This window comes from Clostridioides sp. GD02404, assembly GCF_045898275.1.
GTDB lineage: Bacteria > Bacillota > Clostridia > Peptostreptococcales > Peptostreptococcaceae > Clostridioides > Clostridioides difficile_A.
The window spans coordinates 12441-32737 of the sequence record NZ_JBJOCA010000040.1 but is presented as its reverse complement, the minus strand read 5'-3'; the positions used below and the strand labels follow the sequence as shown (position 1 = coordinate 32737).

General features: G+C 28.7%; 21 protein-coding genes and 1 riboswitch. All 21 genes read right to left on the bottom strand.

Translation table 11 applies throughout. The features are described 5' to 3' along the window. Window positions 1-91: 91 nt before the first annotated feature. Window positions 92-670, bottom strand: a complete 579-nt coding sequence (locus Q3287_RS17960) for a bifunctional precorrin-2 dehydrogenase/sirohydrochlorin ferrochelatase (RefSeq protein WP_407964580.1) — start codon at window positions 668-670, stop codon at window positions 92-94. 152 nt (window positions 671-822) lie between these two features. Then, window positions 823-1788: a porphobilinogen synthase gene (gene hemB / locus Q3287_RS17955; RefSeq protein WP_054271868.1), complete on the bottom strand. Its 966-nt coding sequence runs from the start codon at window positions 1786-1788 to the stop codon at window positions 823-825. Window positions 1789-1803: 15 nt separating this feature from the next. Further along, window positions 1804-3303: a uroporphyrinogen-III C-methyltransferase gene (gene cobA / locus Q3287_RS17950; protein WP_054271869.1), complete on the bottom strand. Its 1500-nt coding sequence runs from the start codon at window positions 3301-3303 to the stop codon at window positions 1804-1806. Further along, entirely contained in the window at window positions 3293-4198 is a 906-nt protein-coding gene (gene hemC / locus Q3287_RS17945) for a hydroxymethylbilane synthase (protein ID WP_074180123.1), read from the bottom strand. The genes cobA and hemC overlap by 11 nt, the downstream gene beginning before the upstream one ends. Window positions 4199-4228: 30 nt before the next feature. Further along, window positions 4229-5707, bottom strand: coding sequence for a cobalt-factor II C(20)-methyltransferase (locus Q3287_RS17940; protein ID WP_054271871.1), 1479 nt, complete (start codon window positions 5705-5707; stop codon window positions 4229-4231). Window positions 5708-5725: 18 nt separating this feature from the next. Next, window positions 5726-6475, bottom strand: coding sequence for a precorrin-6A reductase (gene cobK / locus Q3287_RS17935; RefSeq protein ID WP_054271872.1), 750 nt, complete (start codon window positions 6473-6475; stop codon window positions 5726-5728). Next, entirely contained in the window at window positions 6472-7197 is a 726-nt protein-coding gene (cobJ, locus tag Q3287_RS17930) for a precorrin-3B C(17)-methyltransferase (RefSeq protein WP_407964579.1), read from the bottom strand. The genes cobK and cobJ overlap by 4 nt, the downstream gene beginning before the upstream one ends. Continuing rightward, window positions 7194-8315 carry a cobalt-precorrin 5A hydrolase gene (gene cbiG, locus Q3287_RS17925; RefSeq protein ID WP_167640479.1) on the bottom strand — a complete coding sequence of 374 codons (1122 nt, stop codon included), beginning with the start codon at window positions 8313-8315 and terminating at the stop codon, window positions 7194-7196. Before cbiG ends, cobJ begins: the two co-directional genes overlap by 4 nt. Continuing rightward, window positions 8299-9051: a cobalt-precorrin-4 methyltransferase gene (locus tag Q3287_RS17920; protein ID WP_167640480.1), complete on the bottom strand. Its 753-nt coding sequence runs from the start codon at window positions 9049-9051 to the stop codon at window positions 8299-8301. Before Q3287_RS17920 ends, cbiG begins: the two co-directional genes overlap by 17 nt. Beyond that, entirely contained in the window at window positions 9044-9619 is a 576-nt protein-coding gene (locus Q3287_RS17915) for a decarboxylating cobalt-precorrin-6B (C(15))-methyltransferase (RefSeq protein ID WP_407964578.1), read from the bottom strand. Before Q3287_RS17915 ends, Q3287_RS17920 begins: the two co-directional genes overlap by 8 nt. Beyond that, a complete protein-coding gene (locus Q3287_RS17910; protein WP_054277713.1) occupies window positions 9609-10217 on the bottom strand; it encodes a cobalt-precorrin-7 (C(5))-methyltransferase in 609 nt (202 codons plus the stop codon). The genes Q3287_RS17915 and Q3287_RS17910 overlap by 11 nt, the downstream gene beginning before the upstream one ends. Continuing rightward, window positions 10214-11440, bottom strand: coding sequence for a cobalt-precorrin-5B (C(1))-methyltransferase CbiD (cbiD, locus tag Q3287_RS17905; RefSeq protein ID WP_407964577.1), 1227 nt, complete (start codon window positions 11438-11440; stop codon window positions 10214-10216). Before cbiD ends, Q3287_RS17910 begins: the two co-directional genes overlap by 4 nt. Before the next feature lie 8 nt (window positions 11441-11448). Continuing rightward, window positions 11449-12081, bottom strand: a complete 633-nt coding sequence (locus Q3287_RS17900; RefSeq protein WP_054271879.1) for a cobalt-precorrin-8 methylmutase — start codon at window positions 12079-12081, stop codon at window positions 11449-11451. After that, entirely contained in the window at window positions 12069-12956 is an 888-nt protein-coding gene (locus Q3287_RS17895; protein ID WP_407964576.1) for a cobalamin biosynthesis protein, read from the bottom strand. The genes Q3287_RS17900 and Q3287_RS17895 overlap by 13 nt, the downstream gene beginning before the upstream one ends. Window position 12957: 1 nt before the next feature. Further along, complete coding sequence (locus Q3287_RS17890; protein ID WP_074180116.1) at window positions 12958-14028, bottom strand: histidinol-phosphate transaminase; 1071 nt, start codon at window positions 14026-14028, stop codon at window positions 12958-12960. A gap of 31 nt (window positions 14029-14059) precedes the next feature. Continuing rightward, the gene (gene cbiB / locus Q3287_RS17885; RefSeq protein ID WP_407964575.1) at window positions 14060-15031 is read right to left on the bottom strand and encodes an adenosylcobinamide-phosphate synthase CbiB; all 972 of its coding nucleotides are present in this window, start codon (window positions 15029-15031) and stop codon (window positions 14060-14062) included. Then, window positions 15032-16408 (bottom strand): cobyrinate a,c-diamide synthase, encoded by a 1377-nt coding sequence (locus Q3287_RS17880; protein ID WP_407964574.1) that lies wholly within the window; start codon window positions 16406-16408, stop codon window positions 15032-15034. A 39-nt stretch (window positions 16409-16447) separates the two neighbouring features. Further along, window positions 16448-17962, bottom strand: a complete 1515-nt coding sequence (locus tag Q3287_RS17875) for a cobyric acid synthase (RefSeq protein ID WP_407964573.1) — start codon at window positions 17960-17962, stop codon at window positions 16448-16450. A gap of 114 nt (window positions 17963-18076) precedes the next feature. Next, window positions 18077-18256: riboswitch (cobalamin riboswitch) on the bottom strand. Window positions 18257-18311: 55 nt separating this feature from the next. After that, window positions 18312-18926, bottom strand: a complete 615-nt coding sequence (locus Q3287_RS17870) for a histidine phosphatase family protein (protein WP_219673921.1) — start codon at window positions 18924-18926, stop codon at window positions 18312-18314. A 20-nt stretch (window positions 18927-18946) separates the two neighbouring features. After that, window positions 18947-19720 (bottom strand): adenosylcobinamide-GDP ribazoletransferase, encoded by a 774-nt coding sequence (gene cobS, locus Q3287_RS17865; RefSeq protein ID WP_074180112.1) that lies wholly within the window; start codon window positions 19718-19720, stop codon window positions 18947-18949. A gap of 9 nt (window positions 19721-19729) precedes the next feature. Continuing rightward, the gene (gene cobU / locus Q3287_RS17860) at window positions 19730-20290 is read right to left on the bottom strand and encodes a bifunctional adenosylcobinamide kinase/adenosylcobinamide-phosphate guanylyltransferase (protein ID WP_054271885.1); all 561 of its coding nucleotides are present in this window, start codon (window positions 20288-20290) and stop codon (window positions 19730-19732) included. Window positions 20291-20297: the final 7 nt, after the last annotated feature.

Here is a 20297-nt window from a genome sequence, read left to right as displayed (position 1 = left end):
TTCATGTTTGCCCTTTTCTTAAGGACAAGTAATACTATATCATCTTAAAAATAATCCGTCAACACATTTTTAACATTTTTTATTTTATTTTTTATATGTCAAGTTTCTTTAACTCTTCTAAATCGAGCGTTATCAACATATTAAGCATATCTTTTCTTTCGCTTTTATCTTCATATTTCTTTATAACTTTTTTTCTAATATCGCCTAATACATTTAAATATTCCTCATAATCTTCAGTATATATCTTTTCAAGCTCCTTTTTTATTTTTGATGATAGTGAAGGACTCTTACCCCCAGTAGATATACTTATAAGTAAATCGCCTCTTTTTATATATGATGGGACAGTAAAATTTGATACCTCTACATTATCAACAACATTTACCAACTTATTTTTCGCTCTACAATATAATCCTATTTCCATATTCAATTCCCTATTATTTGTTGCAGCAATTATTACAGAAGCATTTTTTATATACTTTTCTCTATAATCATCCTTTATTATCTTTATATCTCCCTCCAAATCATAAAACTTATTTAAAAGTTGTTTAGAAACTATAGTAACACTCTTATTAAAGTGTAAAAAATTTTTACATTTCCTATATGCAACTTCTCCTCCTCCAATTATAACTACATCTAAGTCATCTAATTTTAAATTAATAGGATATAGCATTTTATACCTCCAAAATTTATTTAATCATATAAATAAAGTATAGAAATTATAAATTAGCATCTATTCTTATTTAATAAAGCTCTAAATAAAAACACTATAGAATATCTAATTACAATTCCTATACTTTTTATAATTCTTTTTCTTTATAGAATCTATTTTTGTAGCAATCTCGCAATATCTTTAGCAAAATAAGTTATTATTATATCTGCTCCTGCTCTTTTTATAGATGTAATTGATTCAAGAATTACATCTTCATTTAATAAACCTTCTTTTACAGCATACTTAAGCATAGAATATTCGCCACTTACATTATAAGCCGCTAGAGGTAAATCAAAGTTGTCTTTAACCCTTCTTATAATATCTAAATATGATAATGCAGGTTTAACCATAAGTATGTCTGCACCTTCTAATATATCAAGTTCTGTTTCTATTATAGCTTCATTGCTATTTGCTGGGTCCATTTGATATGTTTTTCTATCTCCAAAAGATGGTGCTGAATGAGCAGCTTCTCTAAAAGGTCCATAGAAATTTGAAGCATATTTAACACTATAAGCCATTATTCCTATATTCTCTAATCCATTTTCATCTAAAGCTTCTCTTATCGCTTGTATTCTTCCATCCATCATATCCGATGGAGCTACCATATCTGCTCCAGCTTTAGCATGACTTACAGATATCCTAGCTAAATACTCTAATGATTTATCATTATCAACATAACCAGTATCAGTTAAAATTCCACAATGTCCATGGCTTGTATATTGACACATACAGACATCTGTTATCACATTCATCTCTGGATTTATCTCTTTAACTTTCCTAATTGCCTTTTGAACTATTCCATTATCATTAAAAGCTTGTGAGGCACACTCATCTTTTTCATTTGGCACACCAAACAACATTATATGCTCAATACCTAACTCACTTATTTCTTTTATTTCTTCTTCTAACATGTCTATAGATAAATGATAAACATCTGGTAAAGATTTAATTTCTTCTTTTATATTCTCTCCCTCTACTACAAATAGCGGATATATTAAATCTTCTACATTTACTTTAGTTTCTCTTACTAAGTTTCTTATTGCTTTACTTGCTCTTAATCTTCTTGGTCTTCTTAACATGATAATCCTCCAAAATTAATTTTTTATGATTAAATCTACTAATGAATCTATAGTAGATGTAGTAGCTTCTTTATATAACTTTATTCCTAAGTTATTTATCGTCTCTGTAGTTATAGGTCCAATAGATAATGTTTTTATTTTGTCTAATAGTTTAATATTCTCTTTTCCTATAATTTCAATTAGATTATTTACTGTTGAGGAACTAGTAAATGTTATATAATCTATATCATTAGAATTTAAAATATCTAATATCTCATCTTTCTTCTCTTCATCTATTACTGTTCTATATGTATGTACTTCTGTTACCTCACAAATATCCTTAAGCTTGTCAACTAGATAATCTCTAGCATTTTCTGCTCTAGGTATAAGTATATTATCACTACTTTTCAAGATAGGCATTAGCTCTTCATATAGTGATTCTGCTACAAATTTTTTAGGTACTATATCGGCTATAATTCCTCTTTTTTTCAATTCATTTGATGTAGCAGAACCTATAGCACATATTTTTAAATTAGATAGTATTCTTAAATCAAAATTCATTTCATATATCTTTTCAAAAAAGATTTCTACAGCATTTTTACTAGTTAATATTAGATAATTATATTTATTTATATTTCTTATTTCATTTTCTAACTTAATATTATTTTGTAGTTTTTCTATCTTTATAGTAGGTATTTCAATTGGATTTCCACCTAAATCCATTATTTTTTCCACTAATACACTATTTTGATTTCTAGACCTAGTTACAGCAATACTTTTTCCAAATAAAGGCTTATTCTCAAAGAAATTTAACTTTTCTCTAAGACCTACAACACTGCCAACTACTATAAGGGTTGGTGGCTTTACTTCTTCTTTAATAGCAGTTTCATAAACATTTTCAAGTGTAGATGTAACAACTCTTTGATTATATCTAGTTGCCCAGCTTATAAGTGCAACTGGTGTATCCTTATCTTTTCCCTCTCTCATTAAGTTTTCACTTATTTTCTTTAAATTTGATATTCCCATTAAAAACACAAGAGTACCTTTATTATTTGCAAGAGCATTCCAATTTAATTCTCCACTATCATCACCCTTCAAATGACCTGTTATTACATGAAAAGATGAAGCATGTTCTCTATGTGTTATAGGTATACCAGCATAACATAAGCCTCCTATAGCAGAAGTTATTCCTGGAACTACTTCAAATTCTATCTCCTCATCTACTAAGGTCTCTGCTTCTTCGCCTCCTCTACCAAATACATAAGGGTCTCCCCCCTTAAGACGAGTAACATATTTTCCTTCTTTAGCTTTTTCTGCTATAATTCTATTTATATCTTCCTGTGGCAAAATATGATTACTTGATACCTTTCCTACATATATAAGCTCACAATCAGGCTTAGCTTCTCTTAAGTAACTACTATTTGCTAATCTATCATATACTATTACATCTGACTTTCTTATACACTCTAGACCTTTTAAAGTCATGAGTTTATAATCACCTGGCCCTGCACCTACTAAGTAAACTTTACCCTTCATAATTTTCATACTCCTTCAATACAAGTTTAGCTAGTTTTAAACCTAACTCTCTAGGAGAAGAAATATCCCCCTCCATAGACTTAATTACTACTTTAGTTCCTTCTGAATCTCCATATAGACCAGTAAGATGTATCTTATCTTGGTTTATTTCACAATAAGCAGCCATTGGTATATGACAACTTCCATTAACACCATCCAAAAAACCTCTTTCAGCTAATATTTGGATTTCTGTATTTTCATCTTTTAGTGAATTTACTATTTCTTCTATATTACTATCATTACTTCTTATCTCTATAGCCAAAGCTCCTTGAGCAGGTGCTGGTATAACAACATCAACAGGTAAATAAGAACTTATTTTTTCTTGTAAATTCGCTCTTATTATTCCTGATGCAGCCAACACAATCCCATGCATATTTTCATCTTTTATTTTTCTTATTCTAGTTTCTACATTACCTCTAACTTGTACTATATTTAGGTCAGGTCTTTGCTTTAATAATTGAAATTTTCTTCTTTTACTTCCTGTGCCTATTACTGCTCCATGAGGTAAATCATCTAAGCTTTTATATCCTTCTCTAAGTATTAGAACATCTCTTGGGTCTTCTCTCTTAGGTGTATGAGCAAATTTTAGTCCATCTGCTAAATAAGAGGGCATATCCTTCATACTATGTACTGCTATATCTATTTTTCCATCCAATAGTTGCTGCTCTATTTCTTTAACAAACAATCCTTTATCGCCTATTTTATCTAGGGAAACATTTTGAATCAAATCCCCTTTTGTCTTTATGACTTTAATCTCAAAATTAATATCTGGATACTTCTTTTTTAATTCATTAATTACCCATTCTGTTTGTATAAGTGCTAGATTACTACCCCTAGTTCCAACCACGATATTCATACTAAATCTCCTTTAAAATATTACCTTCATCTATTTTATTTTGTTCTCTTTATTTACTAGTATTGTAGAAAAATAAGATATCTTATCTTCAAGATGTGCCTCTCGTAAATCTTTAAATACAGTTTCACCTTCTTGAGACGAATTACTTACTAAAATAGCATGTTCTATTAGATTATATTTTTCTAGTTTTTTTATTATTTCCTTAAAGTTCTTATAAACTTTCATCAATACTATTGAATTATAATTTTGTAAAGCAAGTTCTATTTTATCATCTTCCATAGTACAAGGAACTATTACTAAGGCTTCCTTATCCATAACTAGTGGGAAATTTTGATTAGATGCTATATTAGAAAATGATGAAATCCCTGGTATAGTTTCTACTTCTATCTCATCTGATATTCTCTCCATTATGTACACATATGTGCTATAAATCATAGGGTCTCCTAATGTTACAAACCCTACGTTTTTTCCATTCTTAACATCTGTAGCAATCTCTTCAGCTACATTGTCCCATGCTATATTCTTTTCATTTCCATCAAAACACATTGGAAAATGTCTAGATTTTATCTCTATTGATTCATTTAAGTATTCTTTAACTATTGATAAAGCTAAGCTATCTCCACCTTTTTTTGATTCTGGAGTATATAAAATATCTAGTTTCTTTAACGTGCTAACTGCTTTCATTGTAAGTAATGAACTATCTCCTGGTCCTGCTCCTATACCATAGAACTTAACATTTTCTGCACATTTAGTCGCATGACGAACAAACTTATCTTGTATATAAGGATTTTCACCTAAACCTTTTAGATGTATATTTACATTAAATCCATTCTCTTCTAATATTGTTTTCCAAGAATCTTCTTCATCTCCCGCCATATCATTTATAGCATGGTCACCTGCAACTAACATAAATGGCATTAGATTTACGGTTTTTATATTACCTTCTTTTAATCTTCTTATTACATGCTCTATTTCTGGATAACCTTCAACTGTACCAACATAAGCATTTACTCCATTATCTCTAAGCATATATTCTAATGCTGGATATGCTGAATGTGATTCATGAATAGTCCCATGACCCATAAATACTACTGCTTCATCATTTTTCATATGAGGGATTTGATGTTTAATCGCCTCTACAGATTCTTGATAATCCTCAATATGTGTAAGTAAAGGTCTCCCTAATACAATCTTTTTAAATTTAGATGAGTAGCCTTCTACTTGCTCTTTTAACTTATTAAATTCTTCTCCACATATAATATGAAGTGTTTGAATTATTACTTCATCATATCCTTGTTCATATATTTTATCTAAAGCTTGTATTGGATTGTCTATCTCTATTCCATCCCTTTTTTTTATTTTATTTATTATCATATTTGATGTATAAGCTCTAAAAAAGTCATAGTTTTTTAATGAATCTTTTATTTTATTCTCACACATATCTATTGTCTTTTCTCTCGTTTCATGGTAGCTCGTACCAAAACTCACTACTAATAAGGCCTTCTTCATATGTTCTCCTCCTAAAAATTATACAAGTATGTCTTTAATTTTATTTATATCATTAATTACATTTTCATAGTTAATCGATTCTCGCTTAATAATTATCACTGGTATATTAAAACTTTTACATGCATTTACTTTTTCTAAGAAACCACCTGCTATTCCACTTTCTTTTGTTATAACTAAGTCTATGCCATAATGTTTATACGTTTCTTCGTTTATACACTGGCTAAACGGACCTTTCATAGCTATTATATTGTCTGCATTTAAACCTAATTTTTCACAACTTAGTATAACCTCACTAGTTGGAAGAACCCTAACTACTAAGTTTTTATCGTTTATTTCCTCTACAAATCTATTTAGATTCTTACTTCCTGTTCCTATAAATATATTTTTTCCTATTTTATTTGCTATTTTACAGGCTTCCTCAATTGTATCTACTATAAACTTATTATCATAATTTATTTCTTCAATTAGAGATTTCCTCTCAAATCTTATATATTCTACATTCAACAGTTTTGCACAATACATAGCATTTTTAGATACTTCAACTGCATAAGGATGAGTTGCATCTATTATTTTCACTATATGATTATCTTTTATAAATTTTAGCATCTCCTCCTGTCCGAGTTTTCCTAAAATTATATTATCTGTATGTCGTTGTGCAAGCTCCTTTCCATAATCTGTGGTCACTGAAAGGATATATGGTTGTTTTAGTTCATTTATCTTATCACATATAAATAAACTATCTGAAGTTCCTCCTAAAATCAAAATCATACTGTATAACCTCTTGGAGTTATCATCAACTCATTATCAATATAAGTAGATTTATTTCCGATTATAACCATCGTAGTCATATCAACCTTTTCAAAATCCATATTTTCAAAGGTACATACAAACTTTTCTTCCTTTTCTCTACCTACATCTTTAACCACTCCAACAGGCGTATTCCCACTTTTAAATTCACCCATTATTTTAAATGCTTTACTTAAATGCTCACTTCTTCCTTTACTTCTTGGATTATATAAACAAATTACAAAGTCAGCTTCAGCAGCTAATTTCAACCTTTTTTCAATTACTTCCCATGGAGTCATTAAATCACTTAAACTTATATGACAAAAATCATGCATAATAGGAGCTCCAAGTATAGCTGCTGCACCAATACTTGCAGTAACACCTGGAATCACTTTTACTTTTATATCTTCTTTTTCTTTAGATATTAATTCCAAGATAAGTCCTGCCATTCCATATATTCCAGCATCTCCACTACTTACAACTGCCACTTTTTTTCCTTTCTTCGCTTCCTCTACTGCTTGTTTACATCTATCAACTTCTTGTCTCATACCATTTTGAATTATTTCTTTATTTTGTATAAATTCTTCTATTAAATTTATATAAGTCTTATATCCAACAATAGCCTCAGAATCTTCTATTACTTTTATTGCCTCTAAAGTCATGGTATCTTTACTTCCTGGACCAATTCCTACAACGTATATCATATTTTTATTCTCCCCACTGAAAAAGTTATTCCTTTATATTTATGTTTTTCAACTATTAAGTTCCCTTTGCTCAAAAGATACGCTACTGGCTCTGCTACTGAATACACTCCCACATTTTTTTTAACAAAATCAGATTTATCAAATAGATTATCAACATTTGATATTTCATCTATTGAAAATGTTTTAAAAGGTATTTGTAGTACTTTTGATAAATCAATGATTGCCTTCTCATCTTTTTTTAGCTCTATACTTCCAATCGTGTTTATTGCTCTTATATCTATATTTTGTTTATTAAGAAATTCTACAAGCGAATTATACATTAGTTCACTATCTGTATTTCTTCTACAGCCAATTCCTATTACTATATCTTTTGGGATTACTCTTATTATTTTTTCATTAATATAATCATTCTCAAACTCATTATCTGTATTTAAATTTTCAACATCTCTAATACAATTTATTTTATGACTTATTATAACTACTTTTTCTATGTACTTATTTAAGAAACTCTCTTTTAACTCATCAATGTTTTGTATAAACTTAAATCCTCTAGTATCAACTTGATACCATTCATCAACATATAAACCAACACATTTATTGTTAACTAACTTAGAATTCACTTCTTTTACATTTTCTCTAAAGTTATCAATGTATGCACTTAGATTTTTTGCTATCATGTCTAATGAAGCCTTTTGATTTACATCAGTGGCTGTTGTTATTACTGGATTAGCATCGATAAGATTACTTATGTAATGTGTTAATTTATTTGCTCCTCCGATATGCCCACTCAATAAGCTTATTACGTTTTTACCTTTCTCATCTAGTACTAAAATTGCTGGGTCACTAAATTTACTCACTATATATGGCGCTATACTTCGTACAACTATACCTGTAGCCATTATAAATACTATGTAATCAAATTTATTAAATATTTCTCCCACAAAATCGCTCAGTTTCTTTTGAACTATATGTACACAGGTTTCTTGAAGATTTAAATTAATTTCTTTATTTTTTATTTGATATACAACACAATTATCTACTAGAGATTTTATCTTTATAGCTAGATTCTTACCATTTTCTGTGATACAGATTATAGCAATATTACCCTCTATATTCATGTTTAAAATCCTTGTCATATAACTTTGAGTTATTATATTCTTCTCCTAAGAATCTTCCAACCATTATTAAAGCAGTTTTATTTATATTATTTTCTTTAACTTTTATAGCTATGTCACTTAAAGTTCCTTTAACTATTTTTTCATCTGCCCAAGTTGCTTTATATATAACTGCTATAGGAGTATCTTTTGGATATCCACCTTCTAGTAATCTAGACACAACTTTCTCAATTTCTTGAACAGATAAAAATATTACCATAGATGTCTGATGCTTAGCATATGATTGTATTGATTCTTTCTCTGGAACTGGGGTCCTTCCTTCCATTCTCGTTATAATTACACTTTGAGAAATTTCTGGAACTGTATATTCAACACCTAAAGATGAAGCTGCTCCTAAAAAAGAACTTACTCCTGGAGTGCAATCATAATCTATATTCAATTTATTTAAGTCCTCTACTTGCTCTCTAATTGAACCATATATAGAAAAATCACCTGTTTGCAGTCTTACAACAGACTTGTTATTTTCTATACCTTCTCTCATGACATCTATTATCTCTTGTAAATCCATATGTGCACTATTATGTATTTGGCAATCTTCTTTACAATATTCCAAAAGTTCAGGATTAACAAGTGAACCTGCATATATTACTACATCTGCATTACTTAATAATTTGTATCCTTTTAATGTTATTAACTCTTTATCTCCAGGCCCTGCTCCTACAAAATGTACTTTATTCATAATCATTTTCCCCTTTTTCACAAGATATTATATATATAGGATTTAGTGGTTTAAAGTATTCACCTTTTCCTAATTTCTCTAGTTTAGAAACATTTAAGACACTTACATCTATTTCTTTAAATCCATATTTTTTAAGTAATTTTAAGGTTTGATTAAAAGTATCCATTATTATAAAATTAGCTACAAGTCTTCCTCCTATAACTAAATTATTTTTAGACCATTCTATTATTTCTTCTAAATTATTCCCTGTCCCACCAAGAAAAATAGACTCAACTTGGGTATTTAATCCTACATCGATTGGAGCATACCCTTTTATTACTTCTATATTTTTTAAGTTAAACTTTTTTATGTTTTTCTCTATAAGTTCTATAGCAACATCATTTTTCTCTATAGATATAACATTTAGATTAGGATAATTATATGCAGCTTCAATACTTACACTTCCTGTACCAGCACCTATGTCTATAAAGTTTTTAGCCTTTACTAAATTCAACTTACTTATTGATATTGCTCTAACTTCTTCTTTAGTAATTGGAACTTCCCCTGTTATAAATTCACTATTCTTCATCTAAAATCACCACAACATTCATCTCGAAATTGTCCATTCTTATTATCTCTTCTGGTTTTGCTATTGTTATTTTTTCATTTTCATATGATAAATTTTCTCCTACTACAACAATCTTATTTAAATTTCTATCTATTATTTCTTTACTTATTTGTTTTGGACCTATCTTAGAGTCTGTAACCATACATACTTTTTTATGTGATAGTATATAATCAAAATCTGGTACTTTTCCATGACTACTTGTGATATATACATCATTCATATCAACATATATTTTTGAAAATATATATTGTAATGAACTAATTCCAGAAACCATATTTATTATTTTGTTGTCAATATTCTTGGATAGATACCTACCTATACCATATATTAATGGGTCACCAGAAGCTATTACTGATATTTGCTTTTCTTTATTATTATTTATGTACTCTATAATTTCTCTCAAATTAGAATCTAAGATTATTTTTTCTCCTTCGAAGTTTTTTATAGATTCTAGATTCCTCTTACCACCAATTAATACATCAGAAGTGGAAATTAAGTTTTCACCTTTTTTTGTTATATAGTCCAAATTTCCAGGCCCTAGACCTATTATGTTTATCATATAAAGACCTCCACTAATGCATCTGTATTATCCGATTTACCTAACAATGACTTATCCATTGAAAATATCATCACTTCCACATCAATATCATCTGACTCTTCATTTAAGTATTCCTTTACTCTATCTCTACATTTATTACTCAATATATTATACACCTGTTTATACTCACTATTGTTTATTATATCTATAGCTTCTTCAGATGTTAGGCACTGATTTATTTTATTTAAAAATTCGTATTTAGCTCCCATTAAGGCTAGATTTGCCACTAATATCTCACTTCTAGCATCTGCAACTTTACTATGAGTATTAAAGATACCAGCAGATAGTTTTATAAATTTGCCTATATGACCAGCCATTAATATTTTTTTATACCCTATTCTTTGAGCTTCTTTAATCATATAGCCTACAAAATTACTCGTTCTAACTACATACTTAATATCCAAGTTTAGTTTTTCTCTTATAAACTGTTCTCCATGATTTCCTGGAACCAGTATTATTTTATCTAAGCCTTGTTCTTTTTTCATTTGAAGTTCTATGGATAAGGATTTTTTCCATCCTTCATCACTCATAGGTTCAACAATACCTGTTGTACCTATTATAGATATTCCTCCAACTATACCTAATCTTGGATTAAATGTTTTCTTTGCTACCGTTTCTCCTTGTGGAGCAAAGATTGTTATTTTTAAAACTTTATTATCTCCAAGTATAGATTCAAAATTACTTCCTACAAGCTTTCTTATTTCCTCGTTTATCATTTTAAGTGGAGTAGGATTTATAGCTGGCTTACCAACATCTACACTTAGTCCTTTTTTGGTTACTACTCCAATACCAATTCCACCATAAACTCTAATATATTTATAAAGTTCATTTTGACTCTCACTATTAGTACTTACACTATCAATATCACATAAAGTAAGATAATCTTTATCATTATCGTTTTTGGACACAATTTCAGCTCTTGCATAAATATCCATGGTGTGAGTTGCATCTATGTCATCTCCACCATCTTTTTTTATGGAACATTCCACAAATGTATTAGAAATATTTATATTATCAACCTTTAATGATAATGGTATCCCTTTAGGAGTATCTATATTTATAGTATCAATTTTATTTTTTGTTATCAGCATATATACAGCAGCTTTGGATGCACCTGTTGCACATGAGCCTGTAGTATATCCTCTTCGATATTTTTTACCATCTATATATACATATTCTTCCATACATATACCTACATAGTATATAATATAGCATTTACTATTGCTGCTGCTAAATTACTACCACCTTTTCTACCTTTAGAAATTATATATGGTATGTCTGTTTTTTCAACCTCATCTTTTGATTCTTGTGCCCCTACAAAACCTACAGGAACTCCTATAACTGCATCTAAATCTAATTTACCTTCTGATTTCATCTCCATAACTTTATATAAAGCTGTTGGTGCATTTCCTAAAACAAATATCTTTCTGCCATCTTCTTTAGCTGCAATTTCTACTGCTGCCATAGAACGAGTAATCCCTTTCTCTTTAGCTAATTTTGCTGTTTCTTCGTCTGCTACTAAGCATTTATATTTACATCCTAATACTTCTAGCTTTCTTTTATTTATTCCACTAAGAGCCATATTTGTATCAGTATAAATACTAGCATTATTTTTTAATGCATCTATTATACTATCTACTGCTTCTTCTGATATTTTTAATATGTCTAAGTAATCGAAATCAGCAGTAGTATGTATAGCTCTTTTTATTATTTTTTCTTCGATATTATTCTTAAATCTATAATCTGGTCTAATCTCATCTATTATTTCTTGTATTAATTCAAAACTTTTTTCTTCTATTTTCATAGGATTCTTTATGTATTGCATTCTATTTCCCCCTTAATTCCTCCATTTATTATGTTCAATGTATAAATCTTATTATAAACAGAATCTATATTAGATTCACATAATACATCTATTATCTTTTTATCATCCATAAACTTATCAATTAAGATGCCTATTACTGTACCACTGTGAGCAATGTTTACTCCATATGCTCCACATTTTTTTGATATTTTTATTATTTCACTTAGGTACTCTTTTTTCTCTATATTTTCATTTGCTAAACTACTTAAAGTACAAGCCTCTCCAACTAGGGATAAGTTATCACTTTTTAATCCCTCTTCTAGAATAGTAAATGACCTTTTTATGATTTCTCTATTTTCTATTTTTAAGGTATTGTAATCTTTCCTCAGCCTAATTTTCATAGTATCTAACATTTTGTTTGGTTCAAGTATTATAACTTTTGCATTAGTTAGATTCCCTAAATATTTTATAACAGTTCCACTTAAGGGATTAAATATGCTATTTTTATCTATAAATATAGAATCTGTTGGTTCTATTTCTGCTGCTAATTTACAAATCTCTTCACTACTTAAATCTTTATCTATCAATGACAATGTTGCCTTTATAGTAGCTCCTATATCAGCAGTCGAACTTGCCATTCCCTTTCCAACAGGTATGTTACTGTCTATATTCAGAGAAATATTTTTAGTATATTTTTTAGGTAGATTAAACTTTTCAAATACTTTCTCAATTGCTAGTCTTGACTTACGTCTACCTAAGTTTATATCTATTAATTTTTCTTCAATATACACCTTGGAATACATATCTATTGCATATGAGCATAGATATTCTTCATCATCAATTATTCCTTGTACAAACTCTCCACAAGATGCTGGGCACATTCCATAAGATTTCATTCTAATCACCCAATAAACCTTTTATATTTTCTATAAGAATTTTATTATCTTCATGAGATTTTATAGCTACTCTTATAAAACTATCATCTAGTCCTACAAAGTTAGATGCATCTCTAACCAATAAATTTCCTTGCTTAAATAAATCTTTTTTCAATTCTCTAGATGTTTTTTTATAAATTTTTATCAAAATAAAATTAGCATCTGTATCATAGACTTTTATATTTTTTACGTTTCTCAACTCTTGTAACATGTATTTTCTTTCTTTTATGTAATATTCTTTACTCTTTCTAATATACTCTTTATCTTCAAAAATAAAATCAGATAGTATGTCTGCAAAAGAATTTATAGTCCACGGCTCTTTGTATTCATAAATTTTGTCCATAATGTTAGTATTGCTTGTGATACCATATCCTAACCTTAAGCCAGGCATACCAAAAAACTTAGTCACAGCTTTAATTATGAATATGTTTTTGTTTGATTCTATATATTTGACTAAGCTATACTCATTTTCATCTTCAACAAATTCCATAAAAGTTTCATCAACTATTAACATCTTATTATACTGACCTAATAAATAAACAAGTTCCTTTAAGTCTTGAACATTTCCACTAGGATTATTAGGATTACATATAAATAAGCTATCGAATTTTTCAATGTTATTTTTTATTATATCTATATCAAATTTAAAATTATTTTCTGAATCTAACTCTAAATCTATAATATCTAGATTGTTTAACTTAGCACTTCTTCTATATTCTGAAAATGTAGGATTTATTATAGCTAATCTTTTTTTAAGACTCTTCATAAGCAAATAAATCACTTCTGTAGCACCATTTCCAGGTATTATAAAGTTCGGATTTATATCTATATATTTTGATATATTCTCTCTCAAATTTGTATAGTTTATGTCTGGATAATTCCTACACTCCTTTAATCCTTTTAAAATGTATTTTTCTAAATTTGGCAATACATTTGGATTTATATTTGAGCTAAAATCTATTATTTCTTTTGGGTCTTTCCCATACAATTCAGCCATCTCATCCACATTGGCACCATGCCCTAAATCCTTCATCTATGTCCCCCTTAAGTTCGCAAACCATCATTTATATAATTAATTTGATTAAAATCATCCTACACAACACATATAATAGTGTAAATACTAATATGGATACAAACGAAGATGCGTACATAATTTTATTCGTTTTAATTATATCCTCTTTATCTATCTCCCTAAGCTTATCCCCTATTGTTGGCTTATATACTTTTTCCCCAAAATAAACGTTAGTACCACCCAATTGGATTCCTAAAGCACCAGATACTGCACCCTCTGAAAAAGCACAATTTGGACTTTTATGATTCTTTCTATCTCTAATGGATATCTTAAAACAATTTCTATAGTTGTAACGTAAAAAGAAACTCCCAATTGTCATAAGGACAACGGATATTCTAGCTGGTATATAATTGGCTACATCATCAATCTTAGCAGAAGCAAAGCCAATATCTTTATATTTTTCATTTTTATATCCAACAGTTGAATCTAATGTATTTATAGCTTTATACACCATAGCAAGTGGTGCTCCTCCAATAAATGCATAAAACATAGGTGCGATTATACCATCTACAGTATTTTCTGCAACAGTTTCTACAGTTGCTCTTATTATCTCAGACTCACTTAAAGTAGTAGTATCTCTACCTACTATATAAGACAACTGCGTTCTAGATTTCTCTATATCTCCAGTTTTTAATACATTATAAATTTTTAACGCTTCATCTTTCAAACATTTTGTAGCCAGTGTGGTATAAATTATAAAACCATTTACCACAACGCTCAATAATCCACTAAAGCTAAATAACTTCACTATAGCATAGGTTATTAAATACGTTATTCCCACAGTTATAAACCATAATATAAATCCACCAAATTTTAACTGTTTATCACTCTTAAAGACCTTCCTTATTATACCTTGAGTAAAATTTATAAGTTTACCAATAAACCTTACTGGATGAGGAAAAGAATATGGGTCTCCTACAATTAAATCTGCCACATATCCTATATAAATAGATAAAATATTCATTTACTTATTTCCTTTATTCAAAAAATTTTCTATACAATTTAAATTATTATAGAAATGAGTATGAAGATATGTAGCTAAAGTATTTCCTTTACTATAACCGCCATCCCATTCCTCAACTATATTTCCATCTCTTTCTTTTTTCATTGAATATGCACATTTTTCATCACTTTCAAATATTGAATGATGAAACTCATGACCTTTGATAGCCTCTCCTTTTTTAGATAAAAGAGTATTTTCTTTAGCTACACCAATACAATATCCAAATCTTTTTAAAGAAGATGTCATCTTACTAATTCCACTGAATATACCAACCATATTAAATTCTTGTTCTTCTTGATTCAATAGTTTCTCACCTAGGTACATCAGCCCCCCACATTCTGCATAAATTGGTATGTTATTGTTATGTGCCTCTAATATAGAGGCTCTCATTGACTCATTTGCCTCCAATTCTTTTCCAAATATCTCTGGAAATCCCCCTCCAATATAAATATAATCTGAAGTTGGCACTGATGTATCTTCAAGAGGGCTAAAATAGTTTACCTCTAATCCAAGTTCTTCTAAAAGCTCTATATTCTCTCTATAATAAAAATTAAATGCCTTATCATATGCTATAGCTATTGATTTATTCTTAACATGCTTTTTTATTTCATTATTCTCTATTAAAGTTTGAAAATCAAAATCACTCTCAAACTCATCACTTTCTGAAATTTCTATTATCCTATCAATATCTATATAACTTTCAATTTCATCAGCTAAAGTATAAAATTTTTCTCTTAAAGATTTCATCTCCACACTAGGAACCAATCCTAAATGTCTAGATTCTAAAGAAAACTTATTATTTGGAGGAAAATATCCCAATACTTCAATATTACAATATTTCTCTATAGAACTTTTAATTATTTGATAATGGCTATTGGTCTTAACATTATTTACTATGATACCTTTTATATTTACATCTTTGTCTAATTCCTTATATCCAAGTACCATAGCAGCACTAGATGCAGCCATAGATTTTCCATTTATAACTAATATAACAGGTGATTTTAACACCTTTGAAGTATGTGAGCTTGTACAGTTATCTAAATCTATTCCAAAACCATCATATAGCCCCATAACACCTTCTATTACTGAAATATCTGCATCTTTTGATGATTTATTCACTATATACTTTATTTTTTCATCATCTAACATATAAGAATCTAGATTTCTGGAATGTCTTCCAGTTATAAAAGTGTGATATGAAGGGTCTATATAGTCTGGCCCTACTTTATATGGCTGTACTTTCATATTCCTCTTGACTAAGGCTTGCATTATTCCTAATGAAATTGTTGTCTTGCCTACTCCACTACTGGTACCTGCAATTAAGATTTTTTTCATAATACACCTCCTACCTAAATTATAAATACAGAATCATTACTATTTCATAATCTCATATATTTTCTCTATATCTAAATGCTCTCTTAAAAAATCAGCCAATTTATCATATTCTTTATCTTTAAATTCACCAAAAGAATTTACCTTGCTTTCTAATTCTTGTAGACCTTTTTTCTTTCTTATATTATTTAAAATTTTCCTTGTGAAACTTATTTCATCAAAGATTCCATGAATATAAGTTCCAATTACAGTACCATCTTTATTTATGCTTCCTTCAGTATAATTCACTTCTTCATCCAGTTTTTTTGTTATCAAATCTAAGCTTCTTATACCATCACCTCGATTTGTAATACCCATATGGATTTCATAACCTTTTACTTTTATACCTTTAAGGTCATTCATATATTCACCATTACATTCAACAATAGTAGCTTCTACTTGTGTGGTAGTTTTTTCTTTCTCAAATATTGTTTCTGTATCTAAGAGACCTATACCATCAACTTCTTCAATTTCACTTTCAACATGATAAGGGTCTCTTAATTTCTTACCTAGCATTTGATACCCACCACATATACCAAATATCAATTTACCCTGACCATGCAAATTTCTAATTTGTGACTCAAGACCACTTTCTCTTATATACATTAAATCATTTATAGTACTTTTAGTTCCTGGTATTATTACCATATCTGGATTTCCTAAAGATTCTCCAAAATCTACATACCTGATGCTTACATCTTCTTGTGTCTCAAATATATTGAAATCTGTAAAATTTGACATGTGTGGAGTTCTAATTATTTCTATGTGTATATCACCTTTATTCATTTTTTTCTTAAATCTAGTAGTCACACTATCCTCATCTTCTATTTTTATATCTGTATAAGGAACTACTCCTATAACAGGTACTTTTATAATGTCTTCTAGCATCTTTACTCCATCTTGTAAAAGCTCTTTTTTTCCTCTAAATTTATTAATTATTACACCTTTTACTCTTTTTTTCTCATCTTCATTTAATAAAAGCATTGTTCCTACTAATGATGCAAATACTCCTCCTCTATCAATATCTCCAACTATTATTACAGGTGCATCTGCTATTTCTGCCATACCCATATTAGATATATCTCTATCTTTTAAATTTATCTCTGCATTACTACCAGCACCTTCCATAACTACAATATCATAAGTTGAATTCAAGCTATCAAAGGTATCTTTCAATATATCTACCAATTCTAGTTTGTAATCATGATATTGGGAAGAAGGCATTTCCCCTATAACTTTACCTCTTACAATAACTTGACTTTTATTATTTCCAGAAGGTTTTAATAGAACTGGATTCATATCAGCTATAGGCTCTATTTTTGCTGCTTCAGCTTGAAATACTTGTGCTCTTCCCATTTCTAATCCTTCTTTAGTTATAAAGGAATTTAAAGCCATATTTTGAGACTTAAAAGGAGCAACAGTATAACCATCTTGTTTAAATATTCTACACAAACCTGCTACTAAGATACTTTTACCTACGTTTGATGCTGTTCCTTGTAGCATTATTTTTTTCCCCACTTTCTAACCCCTCCTTGCTAAAATTTACTAAAATGCCAATAAAAAAAGTCCTATTGCTTCTAAAGATAGGACTTTTATACGTATTAATTAAAAATCTTTCACCCCGAAGACCTCTTGTTTTAAATTAAATTAGGCAGGTATCCTGGCTTAACTTCATCCTACTTCTATAACCTTCCCATCAAATTGACAGTGGTATTTATAGTTTCGTTGGTTTCACAGTAGCGGGGGCTGCAAAGGCATCTAACCTTTTTCCCTTTTAACATATAATTAAGAACCTAATTTTAATCTAATATTCTATTTTCATTAATATTTTTACAGACATATATTGTAATACTTAATTTTAATTAAATTATATAAAGTCTGTAAAATTCATTTTATCTACTACAGTAAATCCACTATTAATTTCTAAAACTGTAATAGATGCATTATCAATTTTAAAGTTCCAATGATATTTATAACCACCAGAAATCAAATGTGTTATTATATTTCTTATTGTTCCTGCATGAGAACATATAAGTATTGTTTTTATATCTGAATGACTATCATTTTCTAAAAGTATATTATCAATTTCTTTTGCCACTCTTTTATAAGAGTCTATGAGACTTTCTCCATTTGGATATCTATAGTTGTTACCTTCTTCTATCATCTTTTCGAACTCTTTGGGATATTTGACTTTAATTTCTTCAAAAGTTATTCCTTCAAAGTCTCCAAAACTAATTTCTCTTAAAGCTTCTTTTTCTTCTATTTCTATTAATTTTAACCTTGATATCTTTTCTATTGTATCCTTTGTACGTGAAGATGGTGTCGTGTAAATTCGGTCTATATTTTCATTACTTAGGTATTCAGTAATTTTATTTATTTGAATTTTTCCTTCTTCACTGATACAACTATTTATGTGACCTGATAATCTTCCTTTTTCATTATCATTTGTCAATGCATGTCTTATTAGTATTAATCTTATCACATTATCACCACTTTTTAGTTTTAAAAAAACATAAAAATTAACAAATATATATAAATCAAATATACAAGCTCTGAAAGTTCTATTCCACAACCTAATATATCACCTGTTACTCCATCAATCTTTTTATAAATGTGTTTTTTGAATAATATTATAAATATAAAAATTACTATAGCTGAACCTAATATTTTAATCAACACTATATTAGGTAATAAGAATATAAATTTAGTAATAAGAATAACTATTAATGATGTATATACTATAGCTGTTATTAACATATTTGTAGTCAGTTTACCTATAAATAAATTTCCCATTCCTTTTTCTCTTGGTGTCACAGTTTTATATGTCAATAACATTACTCCTAATCTTGCAATCATTGGCATAAATATTATAACCCATAATGAATTATTACTTATTATATTGTATATGAATCCAACCTTTAATAAAAGCACAAACATAATTGCTAAAAGTGAATTTGTACCTAACCTTGAATCTTTCATTATTTCAAGCATTTTTTCTTTATCTCTATAGCTATATATTGCATCAAATGTATCTCCTAATCCGTCTATATGAAGACCTCCAGTAATTAATACCCCAGCTAGAGTTATTATTATAGAAGCTATAAATGGTTCAAATAAAAGCATAGAAATCCATCCTATTAAATAAGATAATACACCAATAACAAAACCTACAAGTGGAAAATACACTATTGATTTATAAAATTCATCATCAAATCCTACATTTAATTTTATAGGTATCCTTGTTAAAAACTGTAGTATTAAAATAAATCTTTTCATAGTCACATACTACTCCTTTATTTTCATAGGTATGCCACTAACTACAAAATAAACTTCATTACTTTTTGATGCTATGTATTGATTTATGCGACCTACAATATCAGCATATATCCTACTAAGTTTATTCCCAGGAACAATTCCCATACCTAATTCATTTGTAACAAATACAAAGTATAGATTTGTTTTTTCTATTTCTTCAATAAGTCTTATAACTTGTTCTTTTATATATTCTTCCAATTTGTTTATCTCTTCTTGAGTAGACTCTTCTATATTTAGATTGTGTTTAAACATTAGATTATTTACTAATAAGGTTACACAGTCTAGTATAACAGTTTCATGTTCTTTGTATAGCTGTCTAATTATGGAATATATATCTTCATATATTTCATATGTATCCCAATTTCTAGGTCTATTTTCTTGATGCTTTTTTACCCTATCTTTCATTTCATCATCAAACGGAATAGAAGTTGCTATATAAGCTGTTTTATTATTCCTATTTAAACATAGCTTTTCTGCAAAGTTACTCTTCCCTGACCTAGCTCCTCCTGTTACCAGAACAATTTCACTCATCAAAACA

Bases quoted from the DNA above. Each gene is read 5' to 3' on its own strand.
- Q3287_RS17900 (WP_054271879.1), bottom strand. From the start codon at position 12,081: ATGCAATACATAAAGAATCCTATGAAAATAGAAGAAAAAAGTTTTGAA.
- Q3287_RS17940 (WP_054271871.1), bottom strand. From the start codon at position 5,707: ATGAAGAAGGCCTTATTAGTAGTGAGTTTTGGTACGAGCTACCATGAA.
- cobJ (WP_407964579.1), bottom strand. From the start codon at position 7,197: ATGATATACGTTGTAGGAATTGGTCCAGGAAGTAAAGATACCATGACT.
- Q3287_RS17895 (WP_407964576.1), bottom strand. From the start codon at position 12,956: ATGAAATCTTATGGAATGTGCCCAGCATCTTGTGGAGAGTTTGTACAA.
- cbiD (WP_407964577.1), bottom strand. From the start codon at position 11,440: ATGGAAGAATATGTATATATAGATGGTAAAAAATATCGAAGAGGATAT.
- Q3287_RS17920 (WP_167640480.1), bottom strand. From the start codon at position 9,051: ATGAATAAAGTACATTTTGTAGGAGCAGGGCCTGGAGATAAAGAGTTA.
- cobK (WP_054271872.1), bottom strand. From the start codon at position 6,475: ATGATTTTGATTTTAGGAGGAACTTCAGATAGTTTATTTATATGTGAT.
- Q3287_RS17890 (WP_074180116.1), bottom strand. From the start codon at position 14,028: ATGAAGGATTTAGGGCATGGTGCCAATGTGGATGAGATGGCTGAATTG.
- cobS (WP_074180112.1), bottom strand. From the start codon at position 19,720: ATGAAAAGATTTATTTTAATACTACAGTTTTTAACAAGGATACCTATA.
- cbiG (WP_167640479.1), bottom strand. From the start codon at position 8,315: ATGAATATAGAGGGTAATATTGCTATAATCTGTATCACAGAAAATGGT.
- cbiB (WP_407964575.1), bottom strand. From the start codon at position 15,031: ATGAATATTTTATCTATTTATATAGGATATGTGGCAGATTTAATTGTA.
- hemB (WP_054271868.1), bottom strand. From the start codon at position 1,788: ATGTTAAGAAGACCAAGAAGATTAAGAGCAAGTAAAGCAATAAGAAAC.
- Q3287_RS17915 (WP_407964578.1), bottom strand. From the start codon at position 9,619: ATGAAGAATAGTGAATTTATAACAGGGGAAGTTCCAATTACTAAAGAA.
- cobA (WP_054271869.1), bottom strand. From the start codon at position 3,303: ATGAAGGGTAAAGTTTACTTAGTAGGTGCAGGGCCAGGTGATTATAAA.
- cobU (WP_054271885.1), bottom strand. From the start codon at position 20,290: ATGAGTGAAATTGTTCTGGTAACAGGAGGAGCTAGGTCAGGGAAGAGT.
- Q3287_RS17880 (WP_407964574.1), bottom strand. From the start codon at position 16,408: ATGAAAAAAATCTTAATTGCAGGTACCAGTAGTGGAGTAGGCAAGACA.
- hemC (WP_074180123.1), bottom strand. From the start codon at position 4,198: ATGAATATCGTGGTTGGAACTAGGGGTAGTAATCTAGCACTTATACAA.
- Q3287_RS17960 (WP_407964580.1), bottom strand. From the start codon at position 670: ATGCTATATCCTATTAATTTAAAATTAGATGACTTAGATGTAGTTATA.
- Q3287_RS17910 (WP_054277713.1), bottom strand. From the start codon at position 10,217: ATGATAAACATAATAGGTCTAGGGCCTGGAAATTTGGACTATATAACA.